The sequence below is a fragment of the Cellulophaga lytica DSM 7489 genome (assembly GCF_000190595.1).
Taxonomy (GTDB): Bacteria; Bacteroidota; Bacteroidia; order Flavobacteriales; family Flavobacteriaceae; genus Cellulophaga; species Cellulophaga lytica.
Window position 1 is genome coordinate 979,869 of record NC_015167.1, and the last position, 19,202, is coordinate 999,070.

The window sequence follows — 19,202 nt, forward strand, 5'->3', positions numbered from 1 at the left end:
GCTTGTAGCTATTTAATGCAGTAAGTAAACTTTTAACAATACTGCAGGCTCATTAAACTTGTTAGATATACCATGTGCAACGGTACCATCAAAAAATAATAAATCTCCTTGGTCTAATGTTACCTCGTTGCCTTTTAGTGTATAAGTTGGCGAACCACTTAACACATAAACAAGTTCATTTGCATTGGTAGAAATAGGTTTTCTAACCGCTAATGGTAGTACCGTTATTAAATATACACGTATACTTTCTCCTTTAGAAGTATTAGATAATAAATGTGTATACTCTAATTGTTCAGAGTCTTCTCGGTCTTCTCTGGTTCCTGTACCCTTTTTAATAAGAATATAATCTCCATCAATACTAGAAGAAAGTTCTAATTCAGACAACTCTATCTGCAAGGTTTGCATAATTTTAAGCAAAACCGGTAAAGAGGGAGTTGTTCTAAGGTTCTCAATCTTTGAAATTAACCCTGCGCTTACGCCCGTTCTTTTGGCGACTTGCTGTAGGGTTAAGTTTCTCTTTTGGCGAGCCAGCTTTAGCTGTCTGCCAATGTTTATCAAAATGTCATCCATAAATAATTGGTTAGTGTAATAGTATGACTATCTACAGTTTATGTACCTCAAAAATAAGAATTATTTATTTATAGTATTAGTATTACAGCTAGGGTTTTATTTAACAAAATAAAAACAGTCTACAAACTAACCTTCTCTAAAATACCGTCTTTTAAACTTAAAATACTAGTTGCTAGTTTTTTAGCTTCACTTTCTGAGTGTGATATATGAACAATTACAAGTTGTAACTTTTGTGCTAAATTTTGGAGTAATAATATAATTTCTGACTTTGTAGCTTGGTCTAATGCACTTAAAGGCTCGTCTAAACACAAAATTTGAGGATAAAAACTTAAAGCCCTACCAAGTGCCACACGTTGTTTTTCTCCTCCACTTAAGTTATCTACGCTTCTGTTTAGTAGTTGTTCTACTCCTAATAAAACAGCTAACTCTTGCACTCTTTCTTCAATTTTTAATTTAGGCCATTTTCTTATTTTTAGTGCAAAGCCTATATTTTCTGCTACTGTCATTGTAGAAAATAAAGCTCCGTCTTGCGGCACGTATCCTATTTGCCTTTGACCAGGAACTAGGTTTGTTATATTATTAGAGTGCAGTAATACTTGCCCTTTTTTTACTTTTCGCAATCCACAAATAGCCTCTATAAGTGTTGTTTTACCACTACCTGTTTTACCCATTAGCACCAAATACTCACCTTTATCAACTTTAAAATTAATATTAGACAAGCTAAAAGCACCTTGTTCTATTTCTAAATCTACACATTGTAACATAGGCTAAAAAGTATGTTTTTTAGTTCCATATATTCTAACTAACAGCAACACCAAAAAACCAGATGCTATCATTATTAAAGACACAGCTACAGCTGCTTCTATATTCCCTACAGACATTTCTAAAAACACTGTGGTTGGCAACACCTCTGTTCGCATTCTTGTAGCACCTGCAAAAATTAAAATAGGGCCAAATTCTCCCAAAGCTCTTGCCCACGCTAAAGAAGCTGCAGTTAAAATTCCGCTTTTAGCTTGTGGTAGTAAAATATAAAAAAAAGACTGTCTCTGGTTACAGCCCAAAGTTAGTGCAACCTGTTCTTGTCTATTATTAATTTGCGAAAACGTAACATACATTGTACGTACAGCAAAGGCACAAGCAACCATAAACTGTGCTATTACAACACTGTACACTGTATAGGTAATTCTTAAATGACTCTCTATAAACTGCCCCAACGTTGTCTGAAAAAGTAATAGCAAACTTAAACCAACCACTAGTGGTGGTAACACTATAGGTATATCTAAAATAGCATCAATAATTTTTTTAAATTTAAAGTTATAACGCGCCATAAAATAGCCAATTGGTATAGCCACTATAACGCTTAACAACATTGTAATTGTGCTGCTCACCAAACTTAATTTTATAGCATACTGTATTTCCTTACTAGCTAAAGCCTTAAAAATATGATCTGGTGTGGTATAAAAAAAATCGGCCAACACCATTGCTAATATTAAAACTATATATGTAGACGCTACAATGCCCATTACCAAATAAAATGGTACGTTAGACCTAACCTTATGCTGTTTTATATGTTGCTCTTCTTTTTTGATAACTACGTATTATATTAGTACATTTTATACCCTAATTTTTTTAACACACTTTTACTTTTTGCATTCTGTAATAAAAATTCTGTAAACTTTAATGCCTCAGTTTGTTGTTTAGACCATTTTAAAACTCCAATTACTGCGTGCTCTTTATGCTGTTTAAAATTAGCTAACTCTATAGCATCTATTTCTTTGTACTGGTTAGCTGTAACATCCCAAATAACACCCGCATCTATAGTATTTAGTTTAATAGCATTAGCAACGTCAGACACTGTTGGCATTTGTACATATACGCATTTTTTAACTGCATCCCAATTACCAGATTCTTGCAGTATTTTTTTAGTTACAGTTCCTACAGATGCCGCATCTGGGTTAGCAATACCAAACCTAATACCTTTTTTACACACATCTTTAATAGTTGTTATATTTTTTGGGTTATTTGCACTAACTGCCAATACTGGAGTTATAGCAACTAATGGCTTACTTTGCTGTATTATATTGTATGCAATTGCTTGCTGCATGTAACTTGCATCTGCAGACAGGTACAAATCTCCTTGCTTGGCAACTCTAATATTAGCCAATAACGTACCAGAACCTCCATATTGCAAATCTATTTGTATACCTGTTTCTTTATAATATTCTTTTGCAACTTCTTCTAAAACAGGCTTTACTACAGCAGCACAATACACTAATAGTGTTTTTTGATTCTGCTTGTTTTTACAGCCTATCATTAAAAAAAATAAACATACAAGCACTATTACTCTTGTTGTACCAGTAAACTTCATTAGCATAAATTAAACTACTAAATTAAAAGTTTTACACTAAAACAATTGTATTTCCTGGTCTAATCTATTTTTTATTTAATTTGAAGTTTAAAAACTAAAATAACACCTTACTTTTGAGTTATAAATTTGTAAAATGGACAACTTTAAAAAACCAGATTCTTCTTTATGGCAAGGCCGAAAATCTAATGCCAATCTATATCTTCATGAAAAAGTAATTTGCGTAGATACTTTAAAACAAGAAACCACTAAAACTTTTGCTATATTAAGCTACGCTTGTGATGAAGGTGTTAAACGCAACCAAGGCAGAGTTGGTGCTGTTACTGGTCCAGAAGCTATTGTAAGGCAATTGGCTAAAATGCCAAATCATTTAAAAAAAGATACTCAGCTTTTAGATGTTGGCACTGTTTTTTGTGCTGATAATGATATGGAGCAAGCACAACAAACTTTAGCTAATACGGTTACTACTTTACTAAAAAACAATACTTTTCCTATTGTTTTAGGTGGTGGCCACGATATTGCTTACGGACATTATAATGGCATTTTAAATGCGGTTGAAAAACACAAAACTATTGGTATTATTAATTTTGATGCTCACTTTGATTTAAGAGCTAATACAAATGGAAATAATTCTGGAACACCATTTTATCAAATAGCAGAAGATTGTAAAACCAACAATATTCCGTTTAATTATTTGTGTTTAGGAATTAGAGATGATGCCAATGACGCTTCTCTTTTTAAAACAGCAAAAGAACTTAAGGTTACGGTTATTAAAAATGAAGATTTTAACCTACATCAATCTATAAAAATACTAGAACAAATTTCTGCTTTTATAGCCAATGTAGATGTGGTATACACAACAGTAGATTTAGACGGTTTTTCATCTGCTTATGCAGCCGGAGTTAGTGCTGCATCTCCAATGGGCTTTTCTCCTGATATTGCATTGCAATGTTTACAAACCATTATAGAATCTGGCAAGCTCATTAGTTTAGACATTGCAGAAATGAACCCAAAATATGACCTTGACAACCAAACTGCAAAATTAGCAGCCTCTTTGGTACATACTCTTATACATACCATATAAAAAAAGGAGGCTAATAAACCTCCTTTTTTATGTTATAATTTAAAACACATTACTCCATCCAAGATTGGTAATACGTACCATTATCTATATCTAACGCCAATTGCGTTAATTGCAAAGGCTTAAAAGTATCTATCATAACTGCTAATTCTTCAGTTTTAGATTTGCCAATACTAGCCTCGTAAGTACCTGGGTGAGGACCATGAGGTATACCAGCTGGGTGTAAAGAAATATAGCCTTTATCTATGCTTTTTCTGCTCATAAAATCGCCATCTACGTAATACAAAACCTCATCAGAATCTATATTAGAGTGGTTGTATGGTGCTGGTATAGACTCTGGGTGATAGTCGTACAACCTTGGCACAAAAGAACAAACAACAAAAGCGCTTGTTTCAAAAGTTTGGTGCACTGGTGGCGGTTGGTGCACACGCCCAGTAATTGGCTCAAAATTATGTATAGAAAATGCATACGGAAAATTGTAACCATCCCAACCAACAACATCAAACGGGTGAGATGCGTATGTTAAGTGGTGTAATTGTCCTTGCTTTTTTACTTTTATTAAAAAATCACCCTTTTCATCATACGTTTGTAAGTTTTGCGGCAATTTAAAATCGCGCTCACAAAAAGGAGAATGCTCTAAATGCTGACCAAACCAATTTCTGTACCTTTTTGGTGTATATATTGGGTGGTAAGACTCTGTTACCAATAAACGGTTGTCTTCTGTATCAAACTCTATTTGGTAAATCATTCCTCTTGGAATAACAATATAATCTCCGTATTCAAAAGGGATTTCACCCAACATAGTTTTTAATGTTCCGGTTCCTTCATGAATAAACAAAAGCTCATCTGCATCTGCATTTTTATAAAAATACGTTGTTAACGACTTTTTTGGTGCAGCTAAACCAACATGTACATCACTATTAAATAATACAGTTTTTCTACTCTCTAAATAATCATCTTCTGGTCTAATATCAAAACCTTTTAACAATCTAGATTTAATATTATGAGCCACAGCAGCTTTTGGAGACACATCTATACTTTCACCAACTTCTTTTACCATAGTTGGTCTGTGTTTATGATACATTAAGGACGACATTCCGTCAAAACCTATAGTTCCAAACAGTTGCTCGTAATGCAAAGTGCCATCTTCTTTTTTAAAGATGGTATGTCTTTTAGGCGGTATTTTACCTAATTTATGATATAACGGCATATTTCTATTGTTCTTTGTAAATAGACAATAAAAGTACAATAATTTGAACTTTATCTAAAAAATAAGCCTAAAATTATGTAATTAATAAATTGAAGAGTTTTGGATATAAAAAAAGCCTTCCAATAGGAAAGCCTTTCATTGGTTGATACCATCTAAAATGGTTTTCAACATTGCCTCAAAAAAAATTGAGACACAACACAACGCCGCAAAGATAGTAAAGCATTTTAATATTTAATACTTTAACCGTAAAATAGCGTTTTAAAAGCTAATTATGGTTGTATTTTTAAATCAAAAAAACAAAAAATACCATACTATTTAACTAAAATACCACCCATTGCCACATTGCAAAACCTTATTTTTGTTAGACAAAATATAAAAAATGACACTACTTTTAATGGCTGCAGGTAATGGTAGCAGATACGGAAAACTTAAACAATTTGATGATCTTGGTCCCCATCACGAATTTTTAATGGAGTTTAGCATTTTTGACGCTATTAAATATGGCTTTACCCATATAGTTGCTATTACTAAAAAAGATAAGGTTGCCTTTTTACAAGAACATTTAGCCAAACGCCTACCAAGTAATGTAAAATTAGATGTTTTGGCTCAGGAAATTTCTGATGTTCCAAAAGGTACAAGTTACACTACAGAACGTTTAAAACCTTGGGGAACTGCACACGCGGTTTGGACTGCTAGAAATGTAATAACCGGTCCGTTTGCAGTATTAAATGCCGATGATTTTTATGGTAGCTTAGCTTTTAAAAATGCCGCCAAAATTATGCAAGCTAGTACTGCTAATACATACGCACTAATATCTTACACACTAAAGGATACATTGTCTACTCACGGCTCTGTTTCTAGAGGTGTTTGTAAAATTAACAATGGTATTTTAACTAAGGTTGAAGAACGTTTGAAATTAGAAAAACAAGGCGAAAAAATAGTAGATACCAATACAGGAATTGAGTTTACAGGAAACGAAGAAGTTAGTATGAATTTTTGGGTTTGTGACACATCTATTTTTTCAACTATAGAGCAAGCTTTTAAATTATTCTTGCAAGACGAAGAAAAAATTAAGTCTAGTGAAGTTTTCTTGCCTTTTATTATTCAGGAAATGATTAGTAATCAAAAATTAAATGTACCTGTAGTAAATTCTAAAAGCAATTGGTTTGGCGTTACCTATGCAGAAGACAGAGCAATGGCTGTGTCTAAACTAGCAGAAATGACTAATAACGGGGAGTACCCTTATAATTTATGGAATATAAACTAATAACTATGCCAATAGAACCTGCCAAAATATTAAGTCATTTTTCTGTTCCTAAAAAAGAGTACGTTTTTGAGCCAATTAATAATGGACTTATAAATGATACTTACTTGGTTTTAACAACCAACAAACCTGCATACATTTTACAACGTATAAACAACAATGTGTTTAAAAATGTAGCTGGCGTAATGCAAAATATAGAAACAGCACTACATGTACTTAAAAGTAAAAATTATAGTAGTGTAGCTGTAGTTAAGACTAAAAAAGACACAAGTTACCATAAAGAAAATGGCTTTTGGAGAGTACTTTCTTATATTGACAATAGCACAACTTATAACACCACCAAAAGTAATAATATTGCTTTTGAGGCTGGTAGAATTGTGGGCGAATTTCATTCGCTTTTAAGTTCTGAAGATGTTGTAAATTACCAAGATACAATTCCGGATTTTCATAATTTAATACACAGAAACAATCAGTTTTTTGATGCTTTAGAAAAGGCTAAAAAGGAACGTACAACTGCCGCAAAAGATGCAATAGAATTTGCTGAAGAGTTGTTGCCAGATTTACTAGATTTTTGTTTTACAGAATTACCAATTAGAGTTTGCCATAACGACACCAAATTAAATAATATTTTATTTTCTAAAACTACAGATAAGGCTCTGTGTTTAATAGATTTAGACACGCTAATGAAAGGTTATTTTTATTATGATTTTGGGGATGCCGTACGCACTATTGTAAATACAGCTCCTGAGGACGAGAAAGACCTATCTAAAATAACTTTTAGTGAAGACCTTTTTACCAGCTTTGTAGACGGTTTAAGCACTCATAACAGTATATTAACCAAAGAAGAAATAGCATCTTTACCACAGGGAACCGTGTTTATGCCATTTATACATGGCTTACGTGCACTTACAGATTATTTACAGAATGATGCTTACTACAAGGTTGCTTATCCTAATCAGAATTTAGATAGGTGTGTTAGTCTTTTTGAATTTTCTAAAAAAGCATTAGACAAAGTAGATTATATGAATGCTATTCTAAAGAAAAAATTCAGCTAATAAAACCAAATCTTTTTATTTTAAAAATTCAATCCGTTTCTTTGCTTAAACGCAAAATTATTTATGAGCTTTAACATTGTACTATTTGAACCAGAAATACCAAACAATACAGGTAATATTGGAAGATTAAGTCTGGCTTCTGGCTCTACATTGCATTTGGTTAAACCATTTGGTTTTGAGTTAAATGATAAAAGGGTTAAACGTGCTGGTTTGGACTATTGGCAGCATTTAGACCTAAAAATCTACGATAGTATAACTCATTTTTTTGAAGTTCATTCTGATAAAAAGTTCGCATTTTTATCTGCTAAAGCAGAAAAAAACTATTATGAAATTGATTATGAAGATAATATGTTTTTTGTGTTTGGTAAAGAATCTGTAGGCCTACCCGCATCTGTTGTAGAAAAACACAAAAATAGCCTTTACAAAATACCCCTTTTTAGCGAACATATAAGAAGTCTAAATTTGGCAAATGCAGTAAGTATTGTAATCTACGATGCAATAAAATCTAAAAAACTGTAGTTTTTATAACAAAAACAGTCAAAATATAAACTTTAATTACTTTTTATAAGTACTTTTAAAGCTTTCCATAATAAATAACCTTAACCAATAATACCTTATAAATTAAGAATGAAATCATTTACAGTACAAGAAATCAGCGAACTTTTAGGAGGAGAATTAGTAGGTAACACTACACACAAAATAGAAGGCGCAGAACAAATAGAAAAGGCTACCGAAAATCAAATTACATTTATTGGTGGCGTAAAATATGTTCGTCTTTGGAAAAATTCTAACGCAAGTGTAGCTATTGTAAATGACAATTTAAAAATAGAGCCAAGAGAAAATACTGCTCTAATAAAAGTAAAAAATGCAGACATTTCTTTAGCGAAACTTTTAGAAGCTTTTGATCCTGGAAAACCTGTTTTTGATGTAGACATACACCCAACAGCAGTTATAGACAGTACTGCTACAATTGGTGTAGGAAGTAAAATTGGAGCCGGCTGCTATATAGGTAAAAATGTTGTTTTAGGGGAAGGTGTTGTTTTATACCCAAATGTTACTGTTTTAGATGATTCTACCGTAGGCAACCAAACGGTAATGTGGCCTGGAACTGTTGTTAGAGAACGTAGCGAAATTGGTGCCCGTTGTACTTTTCATATCAACGTAAGTATTGGTGCAGATGGTTTTGGCTACAGACCAAGTGATGATGGCAGAGGTTTGGTTAAAATACCACAAATTGGTAATGTTGTTATTGGTAACGATGTTGAAATTGGAGCCAACTCTTGTGTAGACCGTGGTAAATTTAGTTCTACAGTTGTTGGTGATGGTTGTAAAATAGATAACTTAGTGCAAATTGCTCACAATTGTGTTATGGGAAGGTCTTGTATTATGGCAGGTCATAGTGGTTTAGCTGGCTCTGTTACTTTAGGAGACGGCGTTATTATTGGTGGTAGTGCATCTATAAAAGACCATACTACTATTGGTGATGGCGCTATTGTTGGCGCAGGATCTGGTGTTATGGGTAACATTGCCCCAGGCAAAACTGTTTTAGGTTATCCTGCTCAAGATTCTAGAGATATGCTAAAACAATGGGTGGTAATGAAAAAACTTAGTAGAAATTAGAAGTAATGATAAACTATAACGGTAAAATATTTAGACCGGCTAATAGTTCTAAAAATTCTGAAACCTCTAATGACACCGTTTTTACATATAAACAAAACGGTGCTATTTTAACTGCTGACTATGCAGGTGGTAACATAAAAAAAGGACACTTAATTGGCTTGGTTGATGCTACTGGTGTTATAGAAATGAGATACCACCAGATAAATACCAACAACCAATTAATGACCGGAAAATGTACGTCTACACCAGAAATTTTGCCAAATGGAAAAATTAGATTGCATGAAAAATGGCAATGGACCTCTGGAGACAAATCTACAGGAAACTCTATTTTAGATGAAGAATAGCGTTTTTTTGTATAAAAATTCATCTAAAATAACACCTATGTATTAATTTTGCAGCGCAAAACCAATACTATTGTTTTTGCGTATGCAAAGTACAGTACCAATTGTTAGATATAATTTTAGAAAGAATGAACAGAATTGAGCACATAGAAGATGAAATTTCTGAATTAAGACAAGCGCTTCAAAACCACAAGCTTTATGCAAGTTTAAAAGATGTAAATGACATTAAAGTTTTTATGGAAAACCACGTTTATGCGGTTTGGGATTTTATGTCTCTTTTAAAAGCGTTACAAAAAAATCTGACCTGTACAGATACTCCTTGGGTACCTGCTAGTAATCCAACATTAGCACGTTTTATTAATGAAATTGTTCACGGCGAAGAAAGTGACATTAATGAACTTTGCGAACCTAAAAGTCATTTTACAATGTACTTAGATGCAATGCATCAAATAGGAGCAAACACCAATTCTATTGAAAATTTTATCAATCTTATACTTCAAAAAGAACCTGTTTCATCTGCCTTAAAAAAAGTAAACTTAGACACTACTGTAGCAGATTTTGTAAACTATACTTTTAAAATAATTAACACCAATAAGCCACATTTAATTGCCGCTGCTTTTACTTTTGGCAGGGAAGATCTTATACCTGATATGTTTATTGAGATTCTTAAAAATGCTGATGGTGAAAATAAACACTATAATAAACTTACGTATTATTTAGAGAGACATATAGAGTTAGATGGTGATGAGCACGGACCACTATCTTTACAAATGATTTCTGAGTTATGTGGTAATGATGACACCAAGTGGCAAGAAACCTTAACGGTAGCCAAAGAAGCACTACAACAGCGCATTAATTTATGGGATGCTATTAGCAACCTAATTAACAAAAATGCAGTAGCAGTAGTATAACTTCTAAGACAATTTTCTTTTTAAAACTCTTTTTTTAGCAAATATACTTTTTTGGTAAAAGGTAATACGTATACCAAAAAGCAATACCAAACCACCCACTACCATCTGAGTAGAAATAGCCTCATCTAAAAATAACCACGCTAAAAAAGAGGCTAAAATGGCTTGTCCTAATAAACTAACCGACACTCTGGTTGCGCGCATATGCTTAGTTGCATAGCTAATTAGCAACCAAGCTAAAAGCTGGCACACCAAACCTTGTAGCAATAGCACTAACCATCCTGCATTAGAAAAACCCGTAAAAGGCTCATTAATTGCGTAACTTAATACCCCTAAAAATATAGTAGATGCAACCAAGCTTGTTGTCATAAACGTAAGTACATTTATTTGGTTTAAAATATCTTTACTTAGCAACATATATACTGCGTACAACATACCAGATAGCACTGCAAAGCAAAAAGCTAAATTAAAATCTAACGCAACAAATGTTTTAAAACCAACCAACATCACCATACCTATAATTGCAATTACGGTACCAAACCAAAAATTATTAGTAGGCTTATCTTTTAAAAAGAAAAAAGCCCCTACACCAACCCAAACCGGAGATAAATTGGTTAAAAGTGTAGCTTGTGTAGCTGTAGACTCTTGTATAGCTATGTTCCAAACAGCAACATCTAAACCAAAAATAACTCCGCATAACATTGCTAAGTAAAACGGTTTTTTAGCTGTAATTTTAAACTGTTTGGTTAGTAAAACATATGGCAAAATACATACTGTGGCTACTGCCATCCTATAAAAAGCAGATATAACACCTGGTGTTAAGTTTAACTTAACCAAAATAGGAAATATAGAGATGCATAAAACACCTAAAGCTAGAGCAACTTTTGCCTTTTTCATACGCCATAAATTAGCTGGCTAATTTAAAATAAAAAGGATATAAAAAAATACTTTTTATAAAAAGTTAGCGTTAAAACTTAACCCTATAAAAAAACTTGTAGTTTGTCTAATAAATGACTCTTAACTGTTAATTTAACAACAAAAATTTACCACATGGCAAGGTATTTGCTATCTTTATCTTAAAATTTTTAAAGTAACTTAATGCGATTTTCATTACTCACATTATTAACCATTCTGTTTTTTGCTACACCAGTTGTAGCCCAGGAAACGACTGTTATACCTTTAAAAATTGAAGCAAAGAAAGAGGTAAAAACTGCACCACCTGTAACTATTATAATACCAGAACCTAAAAAGCAACCTAACAATACAAACTTTTTAGATTCTATGATGAAGCCTAGAATAGATATGACTCCAGACAACAGACTTGTTAAACCTGGGCGTGATGTTAAATTGAATCCTCGTTTAGGTTTTGAAGAAAAAAAAGACTCTAAATCGTTTCATGGAGATCAATATTTAGGTGATGTAAAAACTACCGGAAAATTTGTTGGTATTGTTTGTAGAGATCACGAATATGTAGATGGTGACCGCGTAAAAATTTATGCAGACGGAAAAGTAATAGAGCACAATTTAATGCTTGGTGGCGCTTTTAAAGGAGTAAACTATACACTAAAAAAAGGTTTTAACCGTATAGATTTTGAAGCATTAAACCAAGGTACATCTGGTCCAAATACCGCACAAGTAAACATTTATGATGAAAACGGGAAAGTGATATCTTCTAAAAAATGGTTGCTTTCCACAGGGTCTAAAGCTACTATTATTGTAATACAAGAGTAAGTTACTCTCTACCAATAAAAGCTAGTGCCTGCTTAATATCGTTATAATCTACTTTTTTATTTAAGGCTTCAAAAATAGCTTTTAAACTTACAGGCTCTCCTTTTTTCTGCTTGCTTTTAGCCTTTTCTACATCTTTAATTATTTGTTCTTTAGGCTGATAAAAACTAAAATCTTCTTCAGGGTAATCTTTGCATAATTTAATTAAATGTCCCGCTATAGTTCCACTAGACAATCCTCTTTGATCTGCAATTTCTTCAATGCTTAGTTTCTTTCTAAAATAATCTAGGGTAACATCATAGGTAGAATCTTTTTTAATTTTCTTATCTATAATTTTTTTAGCGTGCTTTTCTATAGCTTTTATATTGGTTAAGCCACCACACTCTACTACAAATTTAATCGCTTCTTCCTCTAAATTATCTAAGGCATATTTTTTATCTGCTTCATCAGATAGTTCTAAAAATCTTTTGTCTGCTTTAGAAGCTAGTCCATCTACCTGCAAAGCCATTTCGTTAAAACCTAATAACTTTAGGTTTTCAATATTTTTTAAACGAGATAAAGCTACATAACCCTGGCCTTTTTCAAAAGTTTTAGATAGGTCTATGAGCGCACCATCTAGCGTCATACCCTGACATTTATGTACCGTTATTGCCCAAGCTAAACGCAATGGTATTTGGTCTAAACTAGCCAAAACTTTTCCGGTATCGTCCTGCACACCCCAATTCTCTTGCTTTACAGAAATTCGTTTTCCTTGGGCTGTTTTTACTACCGGAAATCCATCATCATTAAAACTAACAATAGTACCTAGTGTACCATTTACATACCCTTGTTCTTGGTTGTTGCGCACAAACATAACTTTGGTATGCATTTTTAACTCTAATTCTTCTTTAGCTAAAACAGATTTTTTTAAAGTTTCTACCAGTTTTTTGTTTCCTTTAGTGGTAGCCTTAAATCTTTTTATCTTACCTTTTAATTGTAGTAAATGCTCGTTATTAATCTGATCTACATCATAATTGTGCGTAAACAATTTGGTAGGCTCATCATCTTTACTAAACGTATTCTGCTCTGCTTTTTTAAGTTCTTCTATACTTTTTTTAGATATTTTTCCTATTCTAATTTCATTTAAAATAGTATTTAAAACATCTTCATTTGCTTGCCTATATTGCTCCGTTAAATAACACACATTAAATTTAGCAGCAACCCAAGCAGCAGACATAAAGGCAAATTTATCTTTACTTTTTTCATTTTGATTGCCAATTGGCGGTAACTGAAAAAAATCGCCACAAACCACAACTTGTATGCCCCCAAAGGGCTCATCATTTTCTTTAAAAAATTGCAAAACAGTATCTACCATATCTAACTGTTTTTTATGCAGCATTGATATTTCATCAATAATTAAAATTTTTGCATTTTCTAAATGTTCTTTAAGGTACTTTTTCTCCTTCATAGAATTTAGATTAGCTCTGGTAAGTTGTTCTTTTATACCAAAACCAGCCCAAGAGTGTATGGTCATCCCATTCATATGCGTAGCTGCAATACCTGTAGATGCTGTTATAGCAACAGGTATTCTTCGTTTTTTTAAATAGGTAATGTACTGGTTTAAAACATACGTTTTACCTGTACCTGCAGAACCTGTTAAAAATACATTTTTACCAGATTTTAATAATGCTAAAGCTTTTTGTTGTTGCAATGGTTTGTGTGTTATTTAGAATAATCTTACTATTATTCCAATTCACAATATCATTATAAATTTTAAGATATAAAAATTAGAGTGCTAATTCCTGTAGTTTTAATCCCGTACCAATCTTAATCAAATTACACTACCAACTTCCACTTGCGCCGCCGCCGCCAGAACTTCCTCCTCCGCCAGAAAAACTACTAGAACTACTGCTAAAGCCACTACTGCTATAACTACTGTATGAACTACTTGAAGAACCACCACTTCTTCCATTTGAAGAACCAATACTTTTTATAGCTTTTATAACAGAATCATAATCACTTTTAAATAACGAAAAAGATAATTTAGTTTTATTTTTTACAACAAGATCTTTAATTGTAATTACTGTTAAGGTTGCAATAAATAATACTATTGAAACACAAAAAATTAAAATGGAATTAGTTTCTATGAATGGTTCAACCTGATAACCATATTTTTTAAAACAGGTCAAAATAATAATTGCCAACAATACAACACCAAAACAAAAATATACTGTATATACTAGTATGTTTATTGTAAAAAAGATAAGTCCAATCTCTGCCGTAAAAAACTTTTTAAAAATTTTAAATCCCTTTTTTCCTGAAATATAAATAACAAAACAACCTGTAATCAAAAAAAAGAAACCAAAGGTGAGTAGTAATATATTTCCAATTCTTTCTTGCTTACGATCTCTCTCTTTTATGAGTTCTTTAAACTTCTTTAGTGCTCCGGGATTTTTAATAAAGTTTATTAATTGGTCTGTAGCTTTGTCTATTCCTGTAAAATAAGCACCTTCTTTAAACTCAGGAATCATAGTGTCCTCTATAATTCGTTTTGCCACTATGTCTGTAATATAAGGTTCTAAGCCATAACCAACTTCAATTCTAACTTCTCTATCAAAACTAGAAAAGAGAATTAAAATACCATTATCTTCCTTTGCTTGCCCTAGTTTATTTTGGTTAAATGTTTTATTTGCAAAATCTTCTATATTTTGTCCGTTTAAAGAATTAACTGTAAGCACCACCAACTGCGTAGTTGTTTCTGTTTCAAAATTTGTCAATTTATTACGCAAAGCTTGTGCTGCTTCTGTCTCAAATATACCTGCATTATCAGTTACTATATCTTTAATTACAGGATACTCATAATCTTGTGCTGAACCAACAACTGTAAAACAAACAAAAAGTAAAAAAACTATTTTCTTAATCATATTCAATTACTTTACTTCTCCAGGATGGTATGTTTTTTCTGCTTGTTTTAAAACATCATCCTTATAAAAAGCTACGGTCTTAAATTGCATATTTATGTATGCATCAGTTTGATCGTTAAAATGTGCCGAAGCAGGATCTCCACTTTGTCCACCTGCCAAAATTGTTTTAGCTTTTACTTTTTCTCCAAACTCTACCGCAGCAACAAAACTATTGCCACGCGTACCATATATTTTTTTGGTATTATTGGTATAGCTAACACCATAGGCTGCTAAAGCTCCCCAACGACCAGAAGCAAAACCAACTGCAACACTTGGCTCATCATCATTAAAAGCTTGTTTTATGTCGCCATTTAAACGTTGGTACCTATTTACCTCTCCCCACGGAATATTCCAAGTTCCAAAGTCGGACTCTAACTTTTTTATTACAGCTCTAAAAACGGACAAACGCTCAGCCATTGGTGACGCAGATCCAAAATAAATCATTGCTTCCATATCACTCATTTTACGCGGTCGTTTCCCGTTTCTACCATACATAGTGCCGTAATAGTGTGCCAGTGTCATTGCTACAGATTCTTTTGAGGTTTTAAAATCCCAGTTGCGTAGCTCCTCTATTGGCAAACTTAAAAGTTTTGTTTTGTCTGTTGTATCATATGCCTCTACTAATCCAGGAATTAAAGCTTTAAACGCTGGCAAATAGGGATCGTGTGCTAATTTTATAAGACTATCTAATGTGTACTCTTTTTTATCTGTTAATAAACGTATTGCGTGTACACCCCTAAAGTTTTCTTGGTCTTTAGACATATATTTAGGATAGTTTTTTCTTTTTGGACTGTTTTCTAACGCTGCAGTATAAGGTGTAGAATTACAGTTTTGCAACCATCCGTTTTTAGGATTTAAAAGCAATATATTTTCATCTACAGTGTGCAATCCTTTCCAATCTGTTTGCGGATTACTACCATCTACTGGCTTTGTAAAATCAAAAACAGTATCGCGTACTGGCACAAAATTACCGTGAAAATAAGCTATATTACCACCAGCATCTGCATACACCGTATTGTTAGATGAGTTGGTACGTATATTCATCATTTCTCTAAAACCCTTGTATCCGTTTTGTTTTGTTCTAATGTAAGATTGTTCTAATGCTTTTACAGGTTCCCACATCATAGCAGAGGCTGTCCATTTTCCGTCACTTTTATGCGTAATTGGTCCGTGATGTGTTCTGTACGTTTTAAACGTTTTTTGTTTTATAGACTCACCAGATTTGTACTTTAAGGTAACCGAATCTTCAACAACATCTCTAAGTTCTTCTCCGTACTGGTATTTTAAATCGCCTTTAAGATTTACAATAGTTTCTTTAAACTCATCCATAACATCTGTGTATGTAGATGTGTGCATCCAACCGGTTTTTTCATTAAACCCTTGGTACACAAAAAACTGCCCCCAAGTAACTGCTCCGTATGCATTTAAACCCTCTTCACTAACTACGTGTACTTCTCCCCTAAAGAAAAATGAGGTATGCGGATTAATTAAAAGCATTGCATTGCCAGACTGTGTTAAGTTACCAGATATTGCAATACCGTTAGATCCTTGCGGTTCTAACTCTGCTTTTTCTTCTTCAATTTTTAATTCTGTTGCTTCAGGAATTTCCATATCACCCTCATAAAATGCTTTTATTTTACGTGTAGAAATTCGTTCTATATCACCACCAATAGAGCCTTCACTAAAATACATTGGCATCCAAGGCTCAAACTTTGTCAACAACCTAGGTGTAACCTCTGGGTGCGTGTGTAAATAATAATTAATACCATCTGCAAATGCATTGCACAACTCTTTTAACCATTCTGGACTCTTATTGTAGTTAGCAATTGCCTCTTCTTCTGTCATAAATAATTTAGCTCGCAGATCACTATACAAAGCTTCTTCACCATCTACCTCTGCCAACCTACCAGTTGCCCATATGTAATTTTGTTCTACTCGGTTAAAATCGTCCTCACATTGTGCATACAACAAGCCAAAAACAGCATCAGCATCTGTTTTACCATAAATATGTGGCACACCAAATGTATCTCTAATTATAGTGGTGTTATCTGCGTGTGCTTGCCAACGATCTACATTTTTATTTTGTTTGGTTGCTTGTTTACAACCGACTAACAAGCTAAAAAACACAAGGGTATATATGCTAATTTTCATCTAAAAGAACTATTAAAATGGTTTGTGTGAAAATACTAGACTTCTGTTTTAAAAACTAATTTTAAAGGTTTTTTTAGGTTGATAACCTCATTAAAAAAGCAGATAACTAAAATTAACATAGATTTAAATTACCTTGCATACAAATTGAAAATAGAACGATGGCAGAGAAGAAAGTAAGCATTTTAACCGCATTTAAAACTATTATTTGGCCAAGACGCAAACTTGTTTTTATAGGACTTTTATTAATTGTAATAAGTAAGGCCGCAAGTTTTGTTGCTCCAATATCTCTTAAATATTTAATGGATGATATTGTACCAAATAAAGATATTCCCTTTTTAAAAACTTTAGTAGCGCTGGTAATTGCTGCTTTTTTGGTGCAAGCAATAACATCATTTTTACTTACCAAAGTATTAAGTATACAGGCACAGTATTTAATATCTGAACTACGTGCGCAAGTACAGAAAAAAGTATTGTCTTTACCTATTAGTTTTTTTGATAATAACAAGTCTGGCGGATTAGTATCTAGAATTATGAGTGATGTAGAAGGCGTACGGAATTTAATAGGCACTGGTTTGGTACAATTAGTGGGTGGTACTATTACCGCTGTAGTATCTGTTGTTTTGTTGGTGCAAATTAGTTTAACAATGACGCTAATGGCGTTTGCACCCTTAATTTTATTTGCCTTTATTTCTATAAAAGCATTTAAAATTATACGCCCTGTTTTTAGAGAACGAGGTAAAATAAACGCTGAAGTAAAAGGCAGGTTAACAGAAACTTTAAGCGGAGTTAGAGTTATTAAAGGTTTTAACGCCGAAGAACAAGAAAATAAAATTTTTGAAAAAGGTGTTGCTAAATTATATAAAAATGTAAAAAAGAGTTTAACGGCAACCGCTGTAATGACAAGCTCATCTACTTTTTTATTAGGACTTGCCACAACAGGGATTATGATGGGTTATGGTGGTTATTTATTAATTACAGGTGACTTAACAACGGGTGAGTATTTTCAGTTTACATTTTTACTTGCACTTATGGTTGCCCCTATTGTACAGATGAGTAACGTTGGTAGTCAGCTTACAGAAGCCCTTGCAGGTTTAGACCGTACAGAGGAGCTTATGAATATGACCGCAGAAGCAGATGAAAAAGACCGTACAATTGTATTAGACGATATTAAAGGTGATGTAGCTTTTAACAACGTCTCTTTTGCTTATGAAGAAGATAAAGAGGTAATTACCAACGTAAGTTTTACTGTAAACTCAGGTAAGGTGGTTGCTTTGGTTGGCAGTTCTGGTTCTGGAAAATCTACCATTGCTGGTTTAGCTGCAAGTTTTTTAAATCCGGATGGCGGCACAATTACTATTGATGGTAACGACTTATCTAAAATAGACTTAAACAGTTTTAGACAACATTTAGGTGTGGTTTTGCAAGACGACTTTTTGTTTGAAGGCACCATACGTAATAACATCCTTTTTCCTAGACCAAACGCTACAGAAGAAGAACTTTTAAACGCCGTTGAAGCTGCCTACGTAAATGAATTTACAGATAGATTTGATGATGGCTTAGAAACTTTAATTGGAGAACGTGGAGTTAAATTATCTGGCGGACAACGCCAACGTATTGCTATTGCTAGAGCTATTTTGGCCAATCCTAAAATATTAATTTTAGACGAAGCCACCTCTAATTTAGATACAGAGAGTGAAGCTTTAATACAAAAAAGTTTGGCCACATTAACGCAAGGCAGAACTACTTTTGTTATTGCACACAGACTAAGTACTATACGCAAGGCAGACCAGATTTTAGTGATAGAAAATGGTGAAATTGCAGAAAGCGGCACTCACGATGAACTTATTGCTAAAGAAGGACGTTACTTTAACTTGTTTACCTACCAAGCAAGAATATAATAACGAAGAATATTACAAGTAAAAAGCTCAAATTCTTAATTTTAGAATTTGAGCTTTTTATATTTTTAA

Annotated in this window: 18 protein-coding genes; 9 read left to right on the top strand and 9 right to left on the bottom strand. The window is 33.0% G+C overall.

What is annotated here, in order from left to right; translation table 11 throughout:
• Window positions 1-12 precede the first annotated feature (12 nt).
• The 4 genes from CELLY_RS04335 to modA all read right to left on the bottom strand — a co-directional run bounded on the left by CELLY_RS04335 (window position 13) and on the right by modA (window position 2,944).
• Complete coding sequence (locus CELLY_RS04335) at window positions 13-570, bottom strand: helix-turn-helix domain-containing protein (RefSeq protein WP_013620440.1); 558 nt, start codon at window positions 568-570, stop codon at window positions 13-15.
• 119 nt (window positions 571-689) lie between these two features.
• Window positions 690-1,334 (bottom strand): ATP-binding cassette domain-containing protein, encoded by a 645-nt coding sequence (locus CELLY_RS04340; protein ID WP_013620441.1) that lies wholly within the window; start codon window positions 1,332-1,334, stop codon window positions 690-692.
• Window positions 1,335-1,337: 3 nt separating this feature from the next.
• The gene (locus CELLY_RS04345) at window positions 1,338-2,093 is read right to left on the bottom strand and encodes an ABC transporter permease (RefSeq protein ID WP_013620442.1); all 756 of its coding nucleotides are present in this window, start codon (window positions 2,091-2,093) and stop codon (window positions 1,338-1,340) included.
• Window positions 2,094-2,173: 80 nt separating this feature from the next.
• Window positions 2,174-2,944, bottom strand: a complete 771-nt coding sequence (gene modA / locus CELLY_RS04350) for a molybdate ABC transporter substrate-binding protein (RefSeq protein ID WP_013620443.1) — start codon at window positions 2,942-2,944, stop codon at window positions 2,174-2,176.
• Window positions 2,945-3,071: 127 nt separating this feature from the next.
• On the opposite strand from modA, the gene hutG reads away from it, so the two are divergent.
• Window positions 3,072-4,019, top strand: a complete 948-nt coding sequence (gene hutG, locus CELLY_RS04355) for a formimidoylglutamase (RefSeq protein ID WP_013620444.1) — start codon at window positions 3,072-3,074, stop codon at window positions 4,017-4,019.
• A 49-nt stretch (window positions 4,020-4,068) separates the two neighbouring features.
• Here the strand turns inward: hutG and CELLY_RS04360 are convergent, their stop codons facing one another.
• A complete protein-coding gene (locus tag CELLY_RS04360; RefSeq protein ID WP_013620445.1) occupies window positions 4,069-5,226 on the bottom strand; it encodes a homogentisate 1,2-dioxygenase in 1,158 nt (385 codons plus the stop codon).
• A 379-nt stretch (window positions 5,227-5,605) separates the two neighbouring features.
• Between CELLY_RS04360 and CELLY_RS04365 the strand changes: the two genes are divergently transcribed.
• From CELLY_RS04365 to CELLY_RS04390, 6 genes are all read left to right on the top strand, one after another.
• Window positions 5,606-6,493, top strand: coding sequence for a nucleotidyltransferase family protein (locus CELLY_RS04365; protein WP_013620446.1), 888 nt, complete (start codon window positions 5,606-5,608; stop codon window positions 6,491-6,493).
• Window positions 6,478-7,545, top strand: coding sequence for a phosphotransferase enzyme family protein (locus CELLY_RS04370; RefSeq protein WP_042256634.1), 1,068 nt, complete (start codon window positions 6,478-6,480; stop codon window positions 7,543-7,545). The genes CELLY_RS04365 and CELLY_RS04370 overlap by 16 nt, the downstream gene beginning before the upstream one ends.
• Window positions 7,546-7,608: 63 nt before the next feature.
• Window positions 7,609-8,064, top strand: coding sequence for a tRNA (cytidine(34)-2'-O)-methyltransferase (locus CELLY_RS04375; RefSeq protein WP_013620448.1), 456 nt, complete (start codon window positions 7,609-7,611; stop codon window positions 8,062-8,064).
• A 108-nt stretch (window positions 8,065-8,172) separates the two neighbouring features.
• Window positions 8,173-9,165, top strand: a complete 993-nt coding sequence (gene lpxD / locus CELLY_RS04380; protein WP_013620449.1) for a UDP-3-O-(3-hydroxymyristoyl)glucosamine N-acyltransferase — start codon at window positions 8,173-8,175, stop codon at window positions 9,163-9,165.
• Between the two features lie 5 nt (window positions 9,166-9,170).
• Window positions 9,171-9,509: an avidin-fold protein gene (locus CELLY_RS04385; protein ID WP_013620450.1), complete on the top strand. Its 339-nt coding sequence runs from the start codon at window positions 9,171-9,173 to the stop codon at window positions 9,507-9,509.
• A 125-nt stretch (window positions 9,510-9,634) separates the two neighbouring features.
• Window positions 9,635-10,417 (top strand): DUF3050 domain-containing protein, encoded by a 783-nt coding sequence (locus tag CELLY_RS04390; RefSeq protein ID WP_038507265.1) that lies wholly within the window; start codon window positions 9,635-9,637, stop codon window positions 10,415-10,417.
• 3 nt (window positions 10,418-10,420) lie between these two features.
• On the opposite strand, the gene CELLY_RS04395 is transcribed toward CELLY_RS04390, so the two are convergent.
• Window positions 10,421-11,311, bottom strand: a complete 891-nt coding sequence (locus CELLY_RS04395; protein WP_013620452.1) for a DMT family transporter — start codon at window positions 11,309-11,311, stop codon at window positions 10,421-10,423.
• Window positions 11,312-11,512: 201 nt separating this feature from the next.
• Here CELLY_RS04395 and CELLY_RS04400 point away from each other — a divergent pair, with 201 nt between their 5' ends.
• The gene (locus CELLY_RS04400; protein WP_013620453.1) at window positions 11,513-12,145 is read left to right on the top strand and encodes a hypothetical protein; all 633 of its coding nucleotides are present in this window, start codon (window positions 11,513-11,515) and stop codon (window positions 12,143-12,145) included.
• A 1-nt stretch (window position 12,146) separates the two neighbouring features.
• Here the strand turns inward: CELLY_RS04400 and CELLY_RS04405 are convergent, their stop codons facing one another.
• The 3 genes from CELLY_RS04405 to CELLY_RS04415 form a co-directional block, all read right to left on the bottom strand.
• A complete protein-coding gene (locus tag CELLY_RS04405; RefSeq protein ID WP_013620454.1) occupies window positions 12,147-13,832 on the bottom strand; it encodes a helix-turn-helix domain-containing protein in 1,686 nt (561 codons plus the stop codon).
• A gap of 130 nt (window positions 13,833-13,962) precedes the next feature.
• Complete coding sequence (locus tag CELLY_RS04410) at window positions 13,963-15,045, bottom strand: TPM domain-containing protein (protein WP_013620455.1); 1,083 nt, start codon at window positions 15,043-15,045, stop codon at window positions 13,963-13,965.
• A 6-nt stretch (window positions 15,046-15,051) separates the two neighbouring features.
• Entirely contained in the window at window positions 15,052-17,235 is a 2,184-nt protein-coding gene (locus CELLY_RS04415; protein WP_013620456.1) for an acylase, read from the bottom strand.
• A gap of 158 nt (window positions 17,236-17,393) precedes the next feature.
• Between CELLY_RS04415 and CELLY_RS04420 the strand changes: the two genes are divergently transcribed.
• Window positions 17,394-19,133 carry an ABC transporter ATP-binding protein gene (locus CELLY_RS04420; protein ID WP_013620457.1) on the top strand — a complete coding sequence of 580 codons (1,740 nt, stop codon included), beginning with the start codon at window positions 17,394-17,396 and terminating at the stop codon, window positions 19,131-19,133.
• Window positions 19,134-19,202 lie beyond the last annotated feature (69 nt).

Coding starts and splice junctions, on each gene's coding strand:
- CELLY_RS04335 (WP_013620440.1), bottom strand. CDS start 570: ATGGATGACATTTTGATAAACATTGGCAGACAGCTAAAGCTGGCTCGC.
- CELLY_RS04340 (WP_013620441.1), bottom strand. CDS start 1,334: ATGTTACAATGTGTAGATTTAGAAATAGAACAAGGTGCTTTTAGCTTG.
- CELLY_RS04345 (WP_013620442.1), bottom strand. CDS start 2,093: ATGGGCATTGTAGCGTCTACATATATAGTTTTAATATTAGCAATGGTG.
- modA (WP_013620443.1), bottom strand. CDS start 2,944: ATGCTAATGAAGTTTACTGGTACAACAAGAGTAATAGTGCTTGTATGT.
- hutG (WP_013620444.1), top strand. CDS start 3,072: ATGGACAACTTTAAAAAACCAGATTCTTCTTTATGGCAAGGCCGAAAA.
- CELLY_RS04360 (WP_013620445.1), bottom strand. CDS start 5,226: ATGCCGTTATATCATAAATTAGGTAAAATACCGCCTAAAAGACATACC.
- CELLY_RS04365 (WP_013620446.1), top strand. CDS start 5,606: ATGACACTACTTTTAATGGCTGCAGGTAATGGTAGCAGATACGGAAAA.
- CELLY_RS04370 (WP_042256634.1), top strand. CDS start 6,478: ATGGAATATAAACTAATAACTATGCCAATAGAACCTGCCAAAATATTA.
- CELLY_RS04375 (WP_013620448.1), top strand. CDS start 7,609: ATGAGCTTTAACATTGTACTATTTGAACCAGAAATACCAAACAATACA.
- lpxD (WP_013620449.1), top strand. CDS start 8,173: ATGAAATCATTTACAGTACAAGAAATCAGCGAACTTTTAGGAGGAGAA.
- CELLY_RS04385 (WP_013620450.1), top strand. CDS start 9,171: ATGATAAACTATAACGGTAAAATATTTAGACCGGCTAATAGTTCTAAA.
- CELLY_RS04390 (WP_038507265.1), top strand. CDS start 9,635: ATGAACAGAATTGAGCACATAGAAGATGAAATTTCTGAATTAAGACAA.
- CELLY_RS04395 (WP_013620452.1), bottom strand. CDS start 11,311: ATGAAAAAGGCAAAAGTTGCTCTAGCTTTAGGTGTTTTATGCATCTCT.
- CELLY_RS04400 (WP_013620453.1), top strand. CDS start 11,513: ATGCGATTTTCATTACTCACATTATTAACCATTCTGTTTTTTGCTACA.
- CELLY_RS04410 (WP_013620455.1), bottom strand. CDS start 15,045: ATGATTAAGAAAATAGTTTTTTTACTTTTTGTTTGTTTTACAGTTGTT.
- CELLY_RS04415 (WP_013620456.1), bottom strand. CDS start 17,235: ATGAAAATTAGCATATATACCCTTGTGTTTTTTAGCTTGTTAGTCGGT.
- CELLY_RS04420 (WP_013620457.1), top strand. CDS start 17,394: ATGGCAGAGAAGAAAGTAAGCATTTTAACCGCATTTAAAACTATTATT.